We start from the raw sequence: 16,335 nt of genomic DNA, 5'->3' as shown, positions 1-16,335 counted from the left end.
AGTCATTATAATCTTATAATGATTAAGTCGTTTATCATACATATATAAATAAACTATTTATATATGTAGGGTTTGCTTTTCAATGAATCGGAATCAAGGAATAAACGGATAGGATTGGTTTATTCGATGATAAAAAATTTTAGGAGGCAGAGTATGAAAAACGCATTGGTAAAATGGTCGGTCGGGGTGGCAATCTTACTTGGAGGGACCTTGTTCTTCACGGGAAAACAAGTATTTGCTCATGGTTATGTGGAATCACCGGTCAGTCGGGGCTATCAAGGGTCTTTGGATCGCAATACGTTAGGGTGGAGCGCTGCGTTTGAAAAATATGGCAATGTCATTTCAAACCCACAATCATTGGAAACCAAAAAGGGCTTTCCAGAAGCAGGACCAGTAGATGGTCGTATCGCTTCGGCAGATGGTGGACTCGGACAAATCGGGGACTTTGTTCTTGATGAACAAGGAACCAATCGTTGGACCAAACAAGACATCAATCAAGGACCATTGCGGGTCAATTGGCATTATACAGCGCCTCACAAGACCACAAAATGGCATTACTATATCACGAAACCAGGTTGGGATCAAAACGCGCCACTTTCAAGAGATAGCTTGGAATTGATCGCTACTGTGAATCACGATGGTTCGGCTGCCAGCAATAGCCCAAGCCATACCATTACCATTCCAGAAAATCGTCTCGGTTACCATGTCATTTTAGCGGTCTGGGATGTTGCCGATACGCCAAATGCCTTTTATAACGTGATTGACGTCAACGTTTCCGGCTCAACGGTCATTCCCGAAAAACCAGCAGCACCAGCAAATGTCCGCTCAGAACGAGTGACTAGCAGCACGGTGGCTTTAGCATGGAACGGTCAAACCGATGCGAAAGAATACAACGTGTATCGCGATGGTGCCTTAGTGGCAACGACTACTGAGCCAACTTTTACCGACACACAATTAAAAGCCAACACAACCTATAGCTATCAAGTAGAAGCAGTCGGCTTTACTGCGTTAGTTTCAGAAAAAAGTGCTGCAGTGAAAGTGACTACCTCAGCAGACAATCAAGTCGAAACACCTTCGACACCAGGCAACCTGCATCAAATGAGCGTGACAGACAGCAGCGTTTCCTTAATGTGGCAAGCATCGACTCATACAAATGGGATCGCTGGATATGATGTTTACCGCAATGGCGTCAAAATTGCTACGGCCACAGGAACAACCTATGAAGACACGAATCTAGCAGCGGATACAACCTACAATTACCAAATCAAAGCAATCAGCAAAACGGGCGAACAATCCGCTTTCAGTAACCAGCTGAGCGTGAAAACCAATGCCAAAGAAGAAACTGAAACACCTGGAGGCGGGGAGTCAGAATACCGTGTGTGGAAACTAGGTACATTCTCTGCACCAGAAGTGTATACAAGTGGTGAAATCGTGAGCCATAAAGGCAGCAATTATGTCGTGATTAACACCCACTCAAATTACGGGGACAACACTTGGTCTCCTGATCAAGCACCAACCTTGTTTCAGAAGCTGTAACCCTTGAATGAATCAGGAAAGCAAGAGCAGTGCGGAGGCACTGCTCTTTTTGGCTCTTTTATGAGGAAATGGTTGGACCTTTGTTTGATTCGTGCAACCAATTGGACGAATTCGTTTGAGGAATGCAAAAACAGGTGCTGCTATGCATCATGCGTAGCAGCACCTGTTTTTTGTTTTAGATCAAGAATAGAAGAAACGGATCAAGATTCCACCTAGAATCAGCACGATCGCACCGCATAAACGGTTGGCCATTTGGGCAAAAGCAATCATTTCCATTCTATCAGAGGCAGACAATACAGCGATATTACCTGTTCCCCCCATCGAGTTGTTGATCATACCGGCGCCAATTGCGGTTTCAACGGGGTACATCCCTAATACCATCCCGAAGAACCAGCTGGCAGCCCCCATAGATACGACACTGGTTAGGCAAAGCACGACAAATTGCCAAGTAAAGGCAGAGGCCAGTGTTGACAGATCGATCAATGCCAAACCAATCCCCGCCAAGACTGCGTGGGTCAAATTCGTCATTACAACATTGTTGAACATCACCACAGAATCTTCGAGTTTCTTAGGGACAATATTCAAGGCTTTCAGAATAAAGACAATCACGATCATAAAGGCATACTCGTGAATTTTAGGGAAAAAGTCGCTTAAAATCGCACCAACGACCAACAGTGAAAAGGAAAACAACATCCCGACCCCGATTTGTTGGGCATCAAGCGTTATTTTTGGTTTTTCTAATTCTTCTTTCGTGGCATTGATCAGGGTGCCATGGCCATTGTATTTGGTTTTAGCAAAGGCCTTTGCGATAAATAAAGCACCAATAATGGCAAGAATATTCCCGAAAGTAACTGCTGGCGCTAATTGAGAAAAGATGGCGGCTTGATTGCCGTTTGCCAAGCCATCAGCATAAATTTGTGAAAGTGGGGTGATTCCCGCTCCCATTCCGCCAGACATCATTGGTAGAGAGACGTACATCACCGAATCAGCAAAGCCATTGCCTAGCAGCATACCGACAAGGCCGACGGAGAAAAAGCCTACTACCATGGTGATCAAAGCAACAGGAATGAATTTCGTAGAAGCCTTCACCAACAAATTGCGGTTCATACCTAAAATCGAGCCGCAAATCAAAGCGGCAATATAGAAATCAAGAAAACCAAAACCGCCCCCCATGAAGTCACTGACCGCGTCAATGACTTTCGTGGGAACGAGATGGAAGGAGGCCAAAAGGGTGGCACCAAGCAGGGTAAAAACTGACCCACCGCCAAGATAAGAATTCATGATCGGGAGTTTTTCCCCAATGAAATACAGCAGGTGTCCTAAGGCAACCAGTAAAATGGTGATCCCAACCATATTTAATGGCAACTTGTCTAAGGCAATCGCACTGAATATGACAACCATGAAAAAGAGATACAAGGGAAGACTAATTCCCGAAATCGTCATCGTTTTTAATTTATTCATTTTTCAGACCTTCCTAGTATGTTGGATACCATTTAAGATTTTGGACAGCTTTTGCCATATCGGTTTCTTGCGCTTGGGCTAGTCCTTGTTCTTTGGCTTTATTGGCAACTGCTTCAGCCACTTTGATAGAAACGTCCGCAACGTATTCAAATGGTGGGAGAACAGGTGCACCGGGTTGGCTCAAATCAACCAAACCACTTAATGAGTGAGCAGCGGCACCAATCATTTCGTCGGTCAAGAGAGAGGCTTCTGAAGCCAACATACCTAACCCTAGACCAGGATAGATCAAGGCGTTGTTTGCTTGACCGATTTGGTAGTCGACCCCTTTGTATTGGATCGTTCCTGAAGGGACACCGGTTGCTACAAAGGCTTTTCCATCAGACCATTCGATTACTTGTTCAGCCGTTGCTTCTAATTTTTTGGTTGGATTCGAGATAGGGAAAATCACTGGACGAGCAGTGTTTTCACACATCGCTTCCACAACTTCTTTGGTAAAGGCACCCGCATTGGTTGAAGTACCGACCAAAATCGTTGGTTTTGCGACTTTAATGACATTGATCAATTGCGTCATATCGCCAGCATTGGCAAAGTCAGCCCGTTTTTTGGCAAATGGTTTTTGTGCAGGAGTCAAATCGGACATATCATCGAACAAAAGCCCTTGTTTGTCAACCATAAAGAAATGATTGTAGGCTTCTTCTTCTGAAAGACCTTCGCTGACCATTTCCGCATGGACTCGACTGGCAATCCCGGCACCAGCGGAACCACCGCCATAACATAAGTAGACTTGATCCGTTAATTTTTCACCTGTAATATCCAGTGCACCGAAGATACCGCCCAGCACAACGATTCCCGTTCCTTGGATGTCATCGTTAAAAGTTGGAATTGTTTGTTTGTATTTGTCCAAAATCGTTGCAGCATTTGAACGGCCAAAGTCTTCCCAATGCAAGTAAAGTTTAGGGAACAATGATTCTGCCGTTTGAACAAATTGATCGATGAATTGGTAGTAGGCATCACCGTAGACACGTTCTTGACGATTGCCTAGATACAAATGATCCTCTAACAATTCTTTACGGTTGGTACCGGCATCGATCACGATTGGTAAAACAGAAGCAGGGTCGATCCCAGCAGCTGCTGTATAAATCATCAATTTACCGACAGAAATATCGACACCTTGGACACCCCAGTCACCAATCCCAAGAATCCCTTCAGCATCTGTGGCTACGATCAAGCGAATGTCCCGATCGCCAGCGGCATTTTTCAACGTTTCTTCGATGTTCTCTGGATGATTGATATCTAAGTATGCTGCATATTGAGGATCCACAAATAGGCGGCTGTAATTTTCAATGGTATCAGCAATCGTTGGATCATAGACGATCGGATTGAATTCAACGATATGTTGATTGAACAAATAGTAGAACAATGTCCGATTGGTATTAAAGATTTCCATTAAAAAGTGACGTTTTTCAATGTCTGATTCTTTGGTGACATATTGCAAATAAGCTTGTTCTGCTTGTTCTTCGATCGTTTGCACGTGTGGGGGCAATAAACCGATCAGCCCTAGTTCTTTTCGTTCTTCTTGTGTAAACGCGGTTCCTTTGTTCAAAAATGGGTTATTTAAGATGTCATGTGCTTTCATTATGTTCCTCCAATGGATATATTTTGAGTACTCGTTCATTTCCATTAGCTACTTTAATCCTCGGACAGAATTATAGTCAACTATCGGTGGTATAATAAAAATTATTTATAACAAAACCGCTGCTAGTTTAAACCGGTTAAGGGAGGAATCAGACGATGAATATACGAGATTTAGAATACTTTAACGCTTTGGCAGATATGCTTTCTTTTACCCAAGTGGCGCATAAATTTGCGGTCAGTCAACCAACCGTCAGCTACGCTGTCAAACGCTTGGAAGAGCATTATGGCTGTGATTTGATCGTGCGAGAAGCCTCACATCGCTCCATCTCATTGACCACGGAAGGGGAAATTTTGAAGGCTCATGCGCAATATATCTTAGATGAATTTGTGACCTTAGACAGAGCCATCGACCATGCCAAAAACAACCGGACCCATATCGGTTTGCCGCCGATCATTCGTTCCAAAGTCTTTTCAAAACTCTTAGATGAAAAAGAGATCATCCGCTTTATTTCGAAATTTCACTTGGTATCTGGGGGATCCAATGAATTGCTTTCAAAACTATTATCAGGAAAAATCGATTTTAGCTTGCTGGGCAGTGTCAATCCCCTCGTCCACCCGAATCTGCAGGTGAAATTATTGCACCAACAAGAGTTTTTTATTTTTGTGTCAAAAGAAAACCCATTAGCTAAGAAAAAGGAAATCTCATTTGAAGAAGCTGCCGAATATCCCTTTATCCTATTGGAAAAAGGCTATACCCACATGCGCGCCTTTCAGAATTTAAGTGAGAAATCAAAGAAGAAGCCGGAAGTCCCCTTTTATTTTTCAGACGTCCAGACGATTGGCCAGCTGGTCAGTTCCAATATCGGCATTACCTTGATGACGGAATTTCCTGTGTTTCAAGAAATGGAAGGCTTAGTGAAAATACCGCTAGTCCCTGAAGATAAGGAAATTTTTTATATTCAATATGCCTATTTAAAGAGTGCGATGTTGAATCAAGAGGTTCAAAAGTTGATTAGGATCTTGGATGAGCTGTCCTGGGAGGAGGAAGGGTGAGGAGTGGGGATTTCTTGAGGTAAGGTCAGAGAAAAAATGGTGCAGGTGCGTGTTCTTCGGATGTTGAAATAAAAGGGATCTTTCAATGCGGGACAAGACGAATGGATGGTTCCTTTAATCAATGAAACGAGAAAAAAATTCCTTTACTTAGACCGCTCTTATCGCATGAAAAAACGCTAAAAACCTTGATAACTATCGGTTTTTAACGTGGATTTTTGGTATAATAGTAGGACAGTAAAGTTTGTGACGGTGGCTATCTTTTGAAAGGTGGTGGTGCTTATGAAAGTAAGTGCTAACTCTTTAGAAAGGAGAAGCCTTTTGTCTGTAGCTGAAGCATTAGGGCTAATGATTAGTTTCGGTTCTTTAATCGCAACGATTATCTTTGGCATCCTAACTGCAGCAAAAAACGACAAAAAAAGTAACCAGTCACTAAACTTTGGCGAGTTGACTGATTACTAAAATAATATAAAACTTGCCACCGTCTTAAACGGTGCTGTAGGGGAGTTGTTGACGCAACTCCTCTTTACACAGTAATTATAGCAAGATTTCAGTAAGATATCAATCATTGACGCTACAGACGTGCTTTGCACGTCTATTTTTTGTCCTCCTAAGTGGTGGGGAGCAGCTGGAAGGTGGAGGGCAAAAAAGATCGCTTTTCTTTCTTTAAAAAGGTCTAAGTACCACCATTTTTCCGCAATTTAACCATCCATTTTCTCGGTATTCTTAATCCATCAGGTACTTGAAATACCTTTCATGCGCATGAAGAAACTGAGTGAACAATGGAAAATGGTACAACAGAAAATAAAGGCACCTTTTTAGATCTTTTTCAGGAATCGAAGGATTTCGTTTAGGGATGGAACAAGCTGGCTACCGATGTGTTGGGTATTGTGAGATCGATGGCCATGCCAGAAAAAGTTATCAATCAATTCCTGACACAAAACAGGAGGTAGAAATGTATGATATCACAAAATTTTCAGATGAATTTATTCGAGGAATCGGACGTGTGAACATTATCGCGGGAGGATTTCCGTGCCAAGCTTTCAGCCTTGCTGGAAAAAGAAAGGGTTTTTCAGATACTAGAGCAACTCTCTTTTTTGATAATGCACGCTTAGCATCTACCTTGCGACCTAAGCTTTTATACCTTGAAAACGTCAAAGGACTTCTCAACCATGAACGAGGGGCTACGTTTGAGACAATCCTCCGAACCTTGGATGAATTGGGGTATGACGTGGAATGGCAACTGTTTAAAAGCAAAGAGTTTGTCGCCCAAAACAGAGAGCGTTTATTTATTATCGGACATCTTAGAGGAGCAGGTACCAAAAAGATTTTCCTATCACAAGAGAAGAAGGATCAGTTGATCAAAAATCAGGAAGGATCCATTTAGCTGGCGTCACATGCAGCGAATGATTTAAGTCGATTTACACGAGAAAGAACGTAATATACAGATGGTCTGATGGGGACTTTGACCGCAACGGACTACAAAACACCGAAACAAATCGTTGTTGGCAACGTCAATCCAAGCGGTGGAGGAATGAATGGCCAAGTATATGATGCTTCAGGACTTAGTCCTACGATCACCACAAACAAAGGGGAAGGAAATAAAATTGCGATTCCGATCCTAATGCCAGATAAAGCCACTATTCGCCAAAACGGCCGTAGAATGAAGGAAAATGAAACACCGATGTTTATCTTAACCACACAAGATCGTCACGGAATTATCGTGGCAGGGTCGATCGATGGTTCCTATCGATCAGCTGCAGCGATCCATTCCGTAGATGGCTATGCCCTACACTTACCACCATGAGTGGTGGCGGCCACAAACCCAAAATACTGGTGAAAGCAGCCACGAAAAAAGGCTATACTGCAGTACTACCAGCCGATAGTATCAATTTCGTTTATCCTAAATCTACAAAACGTTGGGGACGTGTGGGAAATCAGCAAGCAAATATACCCACGTTACAAGTGATCAGCAAGCCGTAGTAACCGATGTTTTTCAGATCCGGAAACTAACACCACTTGAATGTTGGCGACTGCAGTTGTTTCCTGATTGGACCTTTTTGTCAGCGAAATTCGGTAGTAGGCAGATTGCTGAAGAAATAATCAGTAACGGGCTTGATCACTATAACTGCAGATACGATCAAGAAACTTCGAATAGTCAGCTGTACAAACAAGCTGGAAATTCGGTTACTGTATCAGTCATTTATTTCATAGCAAAGCACTTCGAAATAAACGATACGACGGCTTTTGATCGCTTTAGCGAAAGGTAAAAAATTATAGATAGTTCTTGAAAAGAACGGTATGCCGTGATATAATAAATATACGGTATACCGTTATTTTATTTAGGTTAAGGAGGGGTTTTATTAAAAATAGACGGAACAAAAAAAGCATTTATTCTGCTGGGAACAGAATAAATGCACAGTAACAAATCCTTTCACGGGACGCTACTACTCAAAATATACCATAATTGCGAGTAGTGGCAAGCTTTAATTGTCACACTCCTTTCAGGAGGAAAAAATATGTATGCAGATAAAGAAAAAATTGAATGGCTGCTATTTAAAAGCGGTCACTCGATCACTGAAATCAAGAATAGATCCGAAGTCAAAGCAATGACTGTCTCTGATTTGATGCACAAGAAATCTTCTATAGAAAGAATGCGATTCGATAACGCTGCAAAGCTTACAAAACTTGCGGATCAATTAAAAGAAGAAATCACTGAATAATCAGGGTTTTGCCTTGTAACTCCTTATCTTTAGGAGGAGAAACTATGAACGCCGTTTTAAATAAGAAAAAATGTATTGTGACATTTGATCACTATGAAGATAATAACAATGTAGCGATTCAACTGGTTAAGAAAAGAAGAGGTCAGTCTGAAGAAGAGCTGCTTGCTACGGCTACGGTGAACACGAGTGTCGGAATCAAACAAGATTTCGTCGCAATCAAAGGGTGGTCTGAAAATACGGGCATTGAAGATGTACTGATAGAAGCTGGTGTCATTTGTGAGGAAGCTGTAGGGGCAATTCCTTGTGGCATGGCTGTTGCAAAAGTCTTTCCCCTTACAGAAGAAGCAAAGGAAGTCATGAAAAACAATCAGTAGAAAAGAGTCCGTTCAAAGCTGCGGCGAGTGTGGTTACACGCTCGCTGCGTCTTTGATTAAATCTTTGATCGTTTCAATGAAGGAGAGCGAGTTATGACCATTGCAAAAGGAAACACACGTCTTCCTGTAACGCTTAATGAAAAGAGGAAGCAGGGACTGAAGCACTTGAACACCAAGTACAAGAAAAGTGAATCGAAATTAATGTGTATCGCTTTAGATATGTTGCTTGAGCAAGAAAAAGCGGGATTTGAGATTCCTGAGCTTAGAAAGTGACTGCACTTTATTTTCTATTTTATTGAAGTGCTATCACTTATCAGTGAAACCGTTATCCAATACGTGGTAAACTAAAATCAGACAAAAGGTGAGATCCAATGGATGAAAAAGCCAAAAAGAAAATCGTAAAATTATTAGCACTTGCAAATGATGGAAAACTTCGCTCGTTGGTTAATTTTGTCCAATGAGAAATCAATAGTAAAATGTGATTTGATGGCAGATTATCCAGAGAGGAGTAGTGAATTATTGCTTAGATCTATATTTTGTTTACTGATTAATACTTCTATGATTTAAAAAAATAAGGTGAGAGATACAATATTTAACCATTAGATATATGGTCTAGTGGTGGTGAAGCATGGTATCAGCTGGACAATAAATCGGTGGGATTAAATTGAAACTTTACTGGAATAATTTTAAGAAAAATCAATAATTTAATATTTCTAATTTTATTTTTAAGCTATAATTTGTTTGTCAAAAGACTGTATAATTTAAAAAATTATTGATATAGGTTTATATAAACGATAAAGTTAATTATGGCGCTATCAATAAAAGGAGAATATTATTTTGAAAAAAATTAGACTAGTTTTGACAATTGGTATAATCGCATCTTTCTTTGGTTTTGTAATTCCTTCTTTCGCAAGAAGTATTTCAACCTATGATGTAACGATTCCTAGACAAGGCGCAATCGTTACTGGTTCATTGAAGAAAGAGTCTGCAGGGAAAGGTGTTCATAATAACTCTGCAATAGGTGGTAATAAAAGAATCAATACCTCTATTCGTTTAAAAAAGGATAGTTCAAATATAACCCCATCTTACAATATGGGGTCTGGGGACCGAATTACACTTAGTTACTCTGGTGGCGGTTCTTCTTATAACGGTAGCAACACTTCACTTGGAATTGCAACTCCTGTAACAACTACCGTTAAAGTTGCTGCTCAAGGAAGTTGGAGTCCAGACGAAAAATAATTTGTAAATTAAAATATATGATAGCGCCAGATTTTTTGTTAAAGGGGATTTAATAATGAAATATATACACTACGAATTGAAGTTAGTGCTAAAATCAAAATTATTTGTTTTTTCAATAGTTTTATCAATTGTGAGTATTGTAATAGGAATAGCTGGTAACATATTGCTTATCGAAATGGAGAAAGGTTTAACTATTTTCTTTTCTGGATTTAGTTTAAGCACTTCCTCAATACTCCCTTTATTGGCTCCGTTGTTAGCGGCTTTACCAATGGCCGATTCTTTTATAAATGATTTTCAGAATAATATGACTACAGCAATATTTGTTAGAGAATCGAAAGAAGATTATTTCTTTAAAAAATTTATTAGTGTGGGTTTATCTGGTTTTCTATCTTTATTCTTCCCATTGACATTGTTACTAATAATAAATTTACTAATATTTCCTGACTATTCTAATGCATATGTAGGGGTAATAGGAGGAGCATTTTCTAGCATTTTTTCAAAAAATCAATTGTTTTATGCTGTTGTCATTATAGTAAATAGCAGTATTTTTGGATTTATATATGCCAACATTGGTTTAGTTTCTTCTTTCTACTTTAAAAATCGATATATATGTGTGTTTTTTCCTTTAATCGTATATTTTTTACCATCTTTTATTTTCCCTTTTATGGGATTTGATAAATATGAACCAGTTACAACATTTGATTTAACTTCAAATACAGCCACAAATGGCTATTTAGTATCTTTGCAGTTAGCATTCCTACTTATATCGACTTTCTTTGTGGGCTATAAAAAAATCGCAAAAGGAAATTTAAACATATGATTCGAAGAATAGAAGCTATAAGATTATCTAAAAATAATCGTCATATTATATTCTTTGTAAGTTTATTATTAATAATAATTTGTTTTTCTTACTATCAATTTTTTTTGGAAACACCAACTAGAAATTTTTTCATGTGGTTACTTTATAACTTTCAAAATCTTTATTCCACAATTTTTGCTTTTCCACTGCTTTATTTAATCATAATAAATTCGCAGTTTTCATTTAACCTTAATAATTATCTTTATCTTAGTAGGATACCTAATAGAAAATTTCTATTTATTTCAGATATCAATTTAGTTTTGAAAGTTACTTTTTATTATATGGCTGGGATTTTCTTCATAAGTTCAGTATTAGGAATCTATGAGTTGAGATTTAATAATAGTTGGAGTCAAGAATTAGTTACTTTTTTTAAAAATACGTTTCAAGCTATACCAAATACTAATTATTCTCCCGTATTTCAAACAGGGCTTGCCTTTCTATTTTTCTTTTTATACTTATTGACTATTGGGAATTTATTTAATTTTTTGTTTGTGTTACTAAAAAAGAAAGGAATTAGCTTTTTAATTATATTTGGAATGATTGGGCTGCAAGCTTACTTTTTTAAATCACCTACAAATAGCTTAATTAAAATTATGATGCCTATTAATCATTATTTGATTTATTTTGAAAGAGCAAATGGCCAGTTTATTTCAATTTCTATAAGTTTTTTTTATTGGCTATCCCTTTTAGTAGCTAACTATTCATCTCTATATATACTATACAAAAATACTAAACTAGGAGATTAAAATGCATAGCAATTTACGGTTTCAAAGAATCTATTTCGCACAATTAAATGGCAAAAAATTTATCGCATCAAGCATTATATTAATTTTAATTATTTATATTTCTACATTAATAGATGTCGGTGATCAACCAGATTTAATTTATAAGTCAATCATTAACGGTATTCCCTACCAAGATTTTTCTTTTTTAACAATTATAAGATTTTTAGTATTACATCTAACCTATGTTTATGGATTTTCGGCAGCGTCTAGTTTTAGTAACAATTCCTATTTGTATCTAGCCATTATCAGACTTAAGAGTCGATGTAATTTGTATTATAACTCTATTTTCTTTTCTTTAATTCTATCCGTACTATATTGGGGAATAGCAGTTACTATTCTTGTGGTTTATTTATCTGCTTTTACGCTTTTCAATAGCAGCCTATCCGAAATTTTTTTCTTATTAATTTCAAAAGAAACAATGCTATTTTGCCTATTAAATATGCTTACTAGTTTTAGTCTTATAAACATTTTTATTCTGGTTAAAGCTCAGTTAAGAAAAGAGACATTAGCGTTTGGAATCATTGTTTTTCTACTGATAATTTATATATATTCATTTTTCATTTTTGGGAAAAATCATTTTTTATTTCTTAACACAGGAATTTTAACTGTTTATAGAACTAATTTATTCTTATTGGAAAAAGAATCATTAGTGCCAAATCTTTTATGGTTTAGTATACAAAATTTAATCATAGGATATCTAAATTTGTTTAATCTGAAGAAATTAGGAGTGGAGTGATATTAGTGAAAACTATAGAAAGTGTAATACAATTAGACAATGTGAGTATGAAATTTAAAAAGCATATCATTTTCGAAGATTTATATTTCCAGTGTCAAGCTAACGAGATAATTGGTATCGTTGGTGAAAATGGATCTGGAAAAAGTGTATTATTTAAACTTATTTCTGGATTTATTATTCCAGATAAAGGAAATATATCTGTGAATGGTATTAATATAACGAGAAATAATGCACTACCTGATAAATTAGGGGTACTTATAGAGGAACCATCTTTTTTAGAAGATATTACAGGGTTTGAAAATCTTAAATTACTTTCTAGTATTAAAAATGAGATATCAGATGCAGATATATTTGAAGTACTAAAAGAAGTAGGACTAATCGATAGAAAAGATGAAAAAGTTAAACATTACTCTTTAGGAATGAAGAAAAAACTTGGGATTGCTCAAGCAATTATGGAAAAACAAGAAGTAATTTTATTGGATGAACCTATGAATGCTTTAGATGAAGAAAGTGTTGAAAAAATGCGATCTTTATTTAAGAAAATAGCTACTAAAGGAGCTACTATATTAATAGCTAGTCATAATAAAGAAGATATAAATAAACTCTGTGATAAAGTTTATAGAATAAAGGATAATAAATTAGAGAACATAGAATTTAAAACTCAAATAGAAAATTAATCTTATTGTTTTAAATAGTCATTCAAATAGCATATCGTCCTCTTAGTTATTTAAATATTCGTAGAAAACGATATGATTTTAATACTTAAAATAATATAATTTCTTTTCAACTGTTTCAGACAATCTATTTGATATAGTCTACTCATCTCTACCAAATTCAATGTTTTTGAAGCATTAATTTAATGATAGCTTGCTTCAGTAATCGTATTATGCATAAAGTTTTTTTAAATGAAAAAGTGGTATGCGTGGCTATAAATGTTAGCTCTAAATACACTTTTAATCGTTGTAATCTTAACTGTTTGGCTATAGTGATCTTTATCATCAGTAGTGTTATTAACTTCATATGTTTAAATTTTTTCTGCCCAAGCAACTAATGGCAAGGTACAATGGATTATAATAGATATTATCAAATATGTGTATTGGCTAGTGGTCGTTTTTATATTTTACAAATAGAGAATCATCGAAAAAAAGTTAAGGGGCTATTATGTTAGAATTAAGCAAATCTGAATATCAACTTCTTTACTATTTTTATGAATTCAATCAGGCTTTAACTAAACACGAAATATTAAAAAGACTTCCAGAACTAAACAAAAATACGACTGCTGCTGTGATAAGAAGCTTGTTAGATAAAGGGTATTTAAAAGTAGAAGAGATTAAATATTCTCAGAACGTATTAGCACGGGCTTACAGGCCTAGTATTCCTTTTATAAATTTTATAAAAGAAGAGTATGGGGAAGTGGCTGTAGAAAAATTAGTTAATCATGCAGTAAACTCTTTAAAGACCAAAAAGCAAACCGAATACTTTTCCAATCTTATAATTGAAAGAAAAAATGCCATAAATAAGAATAGTTGAAAATTTCATATTTTGTAGACTATTCAGGGAATAAAAAAGGGTCAGAAACTTAAAAGTTTTTGACCTTTTTTCCTAAAGAACTCTTCAAACGTTTAGTCTGGAGACATAATTTATCGTTTCAAGGGCTTTAATTGCTTCAGCAACAGATCCCGCTTGTTTGCAGTATAATTTTAGCTATTATTTTCAAACTAGCACTAAACTTTCTTCAAGCATGCTATTATAATCAATTTTCGTAGTAGAAAGTCTTGTATTTATATTGTTAAAAAATGTATTGACAATTTATATACAATTAAATTATATTTAATTGACCTTCTGGCTTAACACTCAATTTAGAAGGATAATGTTTAGGGAGAGAGAATAGTGCAGGGAAAGAAGAATTATTTTAGAAAAGGGATTGTTGGTAGCGTTATCATTAGAGTCCGTATGTGGTAATATGACAGATTATGAGTATATAAGAGAAAACCTTAATAAATTATTTAATCTAAAAAAAGATATGTATTCAAAATTTTTCCAACAAGAAAAATTTTATAATTTTTTTGGTGATTCAAATATTTCAATTGCAGATAGAAATAAGATATTAAAATTGATTTTTAAAACTGAAGAAAATATTTATGTTTATTATGATGATTACTTCTTTAAATATAGTAAAAAGTGTTTTTTCGATAAAAAATTGTTAAAAAATTTCTTGGGGAATTATACAAATGATACAATGTATCCTTTTATGATATTCTCTGAAAATTTTGATAGATTCCTATATATGGACACAGTCTTTGAAGATATATTCCTTTTAAGTATAAAGTCTGAAAAGTTAAAAAATAGTATAGAAGATTTTCAGAATAACTATGATTTTATTTGGGTATCAAATATCAATAATCTAGATCTTCAACAGAGATTTGTTTCGGGATTATATATAACAAAAAAGAAATTAAAAAAATTAACAAGTATCTATTCTGATCAAGGTTTTTGAGGTTGTGTTGAAAAGCTTGAAAGATAAACGGATTTGCCTAATTTTCAACCAATGGATTATGCTGTTTTGAATGACCTTTCAATTTCATTCCAAGCAGAAAAGTCGAAGAGGGTAATTTCTCTTCGACTTTCTTTGTATAAAGCGGAAACCACTTCAATGCTTTTGGACTATAGATTTGAAAAAAATCATTACATTCGCTGTTCTTTGTATGATCTCACTTGCTTTGATAGGTGGAATCTTATTTAATGTGTCAAGTGAGCCTGAAGTTGTAAAATCAGCGGAAGTTCAGAATATTTCTGAAGCAGTTTTTAAATGGAAATCGGTTGTGCAATCGGAAGTGTAACTATCAACAACACAACTCATCAAGCAGCTTTTAATACCGGAAACCAGTTGATTAGCTTCAATGGTCAAGCACTAACCTATAATGCAAATGTGAATCGTCTAAGTGATGAAAAATATAACTACGCTTGGGATCAAGCGGATCGCTTGGTAGGGGTGACGAAAAAGGGAGAAAACCAACCATTTATCACATACACTTACGACGAGGACAACCGACGATTGTCTAAGAAGGTTAATGGACAGATAACAAACTACCATTATGATGGTGATAGCATTGATGTGCTGTATGAAACAGATACGAATGGGCAAGTTTTACGTCATTATATCTACTCTGATGACAATATTCGCTTAGCTATGAAGAGTGGGAAAAACACGGTATACTATCATTACAATGGGCATGGTGATGTGGTTGCATTGACGGACGAAAACGGCCAGCAAGTAGCCAGTTACACTTACGATGCGTGGGGAAACGTTCTAACCAGTGAAGCAAAAACGGAACTAGCGAAAAGCAATCCTTATGGTTATGCCGGATATACGTACGATGCTGAAATCCAACAGTATTATTTAATGGCACGGTATTATCATCCGGCACATGGAGTTTTTACCTCTCTTGATCCTGATCCAGGGGACGAAGACGATCCATTGACCATGAATGGATATACTTACGCGGACAATAATCCGGTGATGAATGTTGACCCTAATGGGCATTTTGCGATTGTAGCTGGTCTAGGGATTTATATAAGTGCAAAAGTGATTTTTACTGGTGTAACTATGTTAGCTGGAGCAGGTATAGGTTATTATTTGGCGAAAAAACGACCTTATAACAAAAATAAAAAATCTACACCAAATCTTTCTTATAAAGGCCCTAAGGGATATAGAGGGAAAGCTAAAACAAAAACTCAACAAAAAAATGGTAGAACACACCAAAAAAGGATTTATGATAAAAAAGGGAAGCCACGTGTTGATATCGATTACAGTAATCACGGTAATGCTAAACGACATCCCCATGTTCCACACAAGCACAGCTGGAAGAATAGAAATGGAAATGGCCAAAAGTACCCACGATATAATAGGAAATTTAATAAAAGGAGATGATGTGAA

The 16,335-nt window shown here is 36.5% G+C and carries 18 protein-coding genes and 2 pseudogenes; 17 read left to right on the top strand and 3 right to left on the bottom strand.

Annotated features, from left to right (window positions below; all coding sequences use genetic code 11):
- The first annotated feature begins 153 nt into the window (after positions 1-153).
- Positions 154-1,536, top strand: a complete 1,383-nt coding sequence (locus tag IGK63_RS15345) for a lytic polysaccharide monooxygenase (protein WP_034872425.1) — start codon at positions 154-156, stop codon at positions 1,534-1,536.
- Between the two features lie 180 nt (positions 1,537-1,716).
- On the opposite strand, the gene IGK63_RS15340 is transcribed toward IGK63_RS15345, so the two are convergent.
- Positions 1,717-2,997, bottom strand: coding sequence for a 2-hydroxycarboxylate transporter family protein (locus IGK63_RS15340; protein WP_005230514.1), 1,281 nt, complete (start codon positions 2,995-2,997; stop codon positions 1,717-1,719).
- Between the two features lie 13 nt (positions 2,998-3,010).
- Positions 3,011-4,672, bottom strand: a complete 1,662-nt coding sequence (locus tag IGK63_RS15335) for a malolactic enzyme (RefSeq protein WP_276525021.1) — start codon at positions 4,670-4,672, stop codon at positions 3,011-3,013.
- 116 nt (positions 4,673-4,788) lie between these two features.
- On the opposite strand from IGK63_RS15335, the gene IGK63_RS15330 reads away from it, so the two are divergent.
- The 15 genes and pseudogenes from IGK63_RS15330 (at position 4,789) to IGK63_RS15260 (ending at position 14,895) form a co-directional block, all read left to right on the top strand.
- Complete coding sequence (locus IGK63_RS15330; RefSeq protein WP_008381857.1) at positions 4,789-5,685, top strand: LysR family transcriptional regulator; 897 nt, start codon at positions 4,789-4,791, stop codon at positions 5,683-5,685.
- Positions 5,686-5,964: 279 nt separating this feature from the next.
- Entirely contained in the window at positions 5,965-6,144 is a 180-nt protein-coding gene (locus IGK63_RS15325) for a putative holin-like toxin (RefSeq protein WP_034872427.1), read from the top strand.
- Positions 6,145-6,538: 394 nt separating this feature from the next.
- Positions 6,539-7,016 (top strand): annotated as a pseudogene (locus IGK63_RS15320) (DNA cytosine methyltransferase); the annotation flags it as partial.
- Between the two features lie 122 nt (positions 7,017-7,138).
- Positions 7,139-7,489: a hypothetical protein gene (locus IGK63_RS15315; protein WP_005233100.1), complete on the top strand. Its 351-nt coding sequence runs from the start codon at positions 7,139-7,141 to the stop codon at positions 7,487-7,489.
- Positions 7,490-7,601: 112 nt separating this feature from the next.
- Positions 7,602-7,952 (top strand): DNA cytosine methyltransferase, encoded by a 351-nt coding sequence (locus IGK63_RS15310; protein WP_223273059.1) that lies wholly within the window; start codon positions 7,602-7,604, stop codon positions 7,950-7,952.
- A gap of 249 nt (positions 7,953-8,201) precedes the next feature.
- Positions 8,202-8,405 carry a hypothetical protein gene (locus IGK63_RS15305; RefSeq protein WP_005233104.1) on the top strand — a complete coding sequence of 68 codons (204 nt, stop codon included), beginning with the start codon at positions 8,202-8,204 and terminating at the stop codon, positions 8,403-8,405.
- A gap of 44 nt (positions 8,406-8,449) precedes the next feature.
- The gene (locus IGK63_RS15300; RefSeq protein ID WP_005233105.1) at positions 8,450-8,779 is read left to right on the top strand and encodes a hypothetical protein; all 330 of its coding nucleotides are present in this window, start codon (positions 8,450-8,452) and stop codon (positions 8,777-8,779) included.
- 93 nt (positions 8,780-8,872) lie between these two features.
- Positions 8,873-9,052 carry a hypothetical protein gene (locus tag IGK63_RS15295; RefSeq protein WP_005233106.1) on the top strand — a complete coding sequence of 60 codons (180 nt, stop codon included), beginning with the start codon at positions 8,873-8,875 and terminating at the stop codon, positions 9,050-9,052.
- A 564-nt stretch (positions 9,053-9,616) separates the two neighbouring features.
- The gene (locus IGK63_RS15290) at positions 9,617-10,018 is read left to right on the top strand and encodes a hypothetical protein (RefSeq protein ID WP_005233107.1); all 402 of its coding nucleotides are present in this window, start codon (positions 9,617-9,619) and stop codon (positions 10,016-10,018) included.
- Between the two features lie 55 nt (positions 10,019-10,073).
- Positions 10,074-10,838 (top strand): hypothetical protein, encoded by a 765-nt coding sequence (locus IGK63_RS15285; RefSeq protein WP_005233108.1) that lies wholly within the window; start codon positions 10,074-10,076, stop codon positions 10,836-10,838.
- The gene (locus tag IGK63_RS15280; protein WP_429972537.1) at positions 10,835-11,623 is read left to right on the top strand and encodes a hypothetical protein; all 789 of its coding nucleotides are present in this window, start codon (positions 10,835-10,837) and stop codon (positions 11,621-11,623) included. Before IGK63_RS15285 ends, IGK63_RS15280 begins: the two co-directional genes overlap by 4 nt.
- 1 nt (position 11,624) lies before the next feature.
- A complete protein-coding gene (locus IGK63_RS15275; RefSeq protein WP_005233111.1) occupies positions 11,625-12,398 on the top strand; it encodes a hypothetical protein in 774 nt (257 codons plus the stop codon).
- A 14-nt stretch (positions 12,399-12,412) separates the two neighbouring features.
- Entirely contained in the window at positions 12,413-13,075 is a 663-nt protein-coding gene (locus IGK63_RS15270) for an ABC transporter ATP-binding protein (protein ID WP_275626687.1), read from the top strand.
- A gap of 484 nt (positions 13,076-13,559) precedes the next feature.
- Positions 13,560-13,928, top strand: coding sequence for a BlaI/MecI/CopY family transcriptional regulator (locus IGK63_RS15265; protein WP_016612637.1), 369 nt, complete (start codon positions 13,560-13,562; stop codon positions 13,926-13,928).
- Positions 13,929-14,361: 433 nt separating this feature from the next.
- Positions 14,362-14,895: a hypothetical protein gene (locus IGK63_RS15260; RefSeq protein ID WP_016612636.1), complete on the top strand. Its 534-nt coding sequence runs from the start codon at positions 14,362-14,364 to the stop codon at positions 14,893-14,895.
- Between the two features lie 56 nt (positions 14,896-14,951).
- Here the strand turns inward: IGK63_RS15260 and IGK63_RS15255 are convergent.
- Positions 14,952-15,059, bottom strand: a pseudogene (locus IGK63_RS15255) (IS6 family transposase); the annotation flags it as partial.
- A 148-nt stretch (positions 15,060-15,207) separates the two neighbouring features.
- Here IGK63_RS15255 and IGK63_RS15250 point away from each other — a divergent pair.
- Entirely contained in the window at positions 15,208-16,329 is a 1,122-nt protein-coding gene (locus IGK63_RS15250) for an RHS repeat domain-containing protein (protein WP_016612635.1), read from the top strand.
- Positions 16,330-16,335 lie beyond the last annotated feature (6 nt).

Origin of the sequence: Enterococcus sp. AZ040 (genome assembly GCF_050499185.1) — a bacterium.
Classification (GTDB): domain Bacteria; phylum Bacillota; class Bacilli; order Lactobacillales; family Enterococcaceae; genus Enterococcus_D; species Enterococcus_D entomosocium.
This window is presented reverse-complemented; position numbering and strand designations above follow the sequence as displayed.

Bases quoted from the DNA above. Each gene is read 5' to 3' on its own strand.
- IGK63_RS15305 (WP_005233104.1), top strand. From the start codon at position 8,202: ATGTATGCAGATAAAGAAAAAATTGAATGGCTGCTATTTAAAAGCGGT.
- IGK63_RS15280 (WP_429972537.1), top strand. From the start codon at position 10,835: ATGATTCGAAGAATAGAAGCTATAAGATTATCTAAAAATAATCGTCAT.
- IGK63_RS15250 (WP_016612635.1), top strand. From the start codon at position 15,208: ATGGAAATCGGTTGTGCAATCGGAAGTGTAACTATCAACAACACAACT.
- IGK63_RS15335 (WP_276525021.1), bottom strand. From the start codon at position 4,672: ATGAACGAGTACTCAAAATATATCCATTGGAGGAACATAATGAAAGCA.
- IGK63_RS15345 (WP_034872425.1), top strand. From the start codon at position 154: ATGAAAAACGCATTGGTAAAATGGTCGGTCGGGGTGGCAATCTTACTT.
- IGK63_RS15330 (WP_008381857.1), top strand. From the start codon at position 4,789: ATGAATATACGAGATTTAGAATACTTTAACGCTTTGGCAGATATGCTT.
- IGK63_RS15260 (WP_016612636.1), top strand. From the start codon at position 14,362: ATGACAGATTATGAGTATATAAGAGAAAACCTTAATAAATTATTTAAT.
- IGK63_RS15325 (WP_034872427.1), top strand. From the start codon at position 5,965: ATGAAAGTAAGTGCTAACTCTTTAGAAAGGAGAAGCCTTTTGTCTGTA.
- IGK63_RS15300 (WP_005233105.1), top strand. From the start codon at position 8,450: ATGAACGCCGTTTTAAATAAGAAAAAATGTATTGTGACATTTGATCAC.
- IGK63_RS15285 (WP_005233108.1), top strand. From the start codon at position 10,074: ATGAAATATATACACTACGAATTGAAGTTAGTGCTAAAATCAAAATTA.
- IGK63_RS15275 (WP_005233111.1), top strand. From the start codon at position 11,625: ATGCATAGCAATTTACGGTTTCAAAGAATCTATTTCGCACAATTAAAT.
- IGK63_RS15340 (WP_005230514.1), bottom strand. From the start codon at position 2,997: ATGAATAAATTAAAAACGATGACGATTTCGGGAATTAGTCTTCCCTTG.
- IGK63_RS15315 (WP_005233100.1), top strand. From the start codon at position 7,139: ATGGGGACTTTGACCGCAACGGACTACAAAACACCGAAACAAATCGTT.
- IGK63_RS15265 (WP_016612637.1), top strand. From the start codon at position 13,560: ATGTTAGAATTAAGCAAATCTGAATATCAACTTCTTTACTATTTTTAT.
- IGK63_RS15295 (WP_005233106.1), top strand. From the start codon at position 8,873: ATGACCATTGCAAAAGGAAACACACGTCTTCCTGTAACGCTTAATGAA.